Annotated in this window: 1 protein-coding gene; it reads left to right on the top strand. The window is 71.3% G+C overall.

Annotated elements, in window-relative coordinates; genetic code table 11:
• Positions 1 to 45: 45 nt before the first annotated feature.
• The coding region (locus ACEN88_RS34220; protein WP_413346839.1) for a molybdopterin cofactor-binding domain-containing protein at positions 46 to 463 on the top strand (418 nt) is incomplete at its 3' end.

Genomic DNA, 463 nt, shown 5'->3' with positions numbered 1-463 from the left:
CTCCACCGGCCGGCCGTACAGATAGCCCTGCGCGCGCCGGCTGCCGTGCACGATGCCGGCACCATCGCCCTGAACGGCTGGGTCGCGATCTCTCCCGACGGCACCATCGACGTCGTCGTGCCGCGCAGCGAGATGGGACAGGGCGTGCACACGGCGCTGCCCATGCTGCTGGCCGAGGAACTGGACGCGCCGCTGGCAGCCGTACGCGTCGTGCAGGCGCCCATCGACAAGATCTTCGCCAACCTCACCGTCCTGCGCGACACCCTGCCGTTCCATCCGGACGATGCCGGCAACTTCCAGCTGGGCGCGCGCTGGGTCGCGGGCAAGGTGGCGCGCGAGCTGGGCATCATGTTCACGGGCGGTTCGACGAGCGTGAAGGATGCGTGGCCGACGATGCGGACGGCCGGCGCCGTCGCGCGTCGACAGCGTCTCCGGTGTCGTCTTCCACTGCTCGGCGGCCGCG

This window comes from Massilia sp. CT11-108, assembly GCF_047302915.1.
In the GTDB taxonomy this organism is placed as follows: domain Bacteria; phylum Pseudomonadota; class Gammaproteobacteria; order Burkholderiales; family Burkholderiaceae_D; genus Telluria; species Telluria orientalis.
Note: the sequence above shows the minus strand (reverse complement) of the source record. Positions and strands in the feature narration are given on the sequence as shown.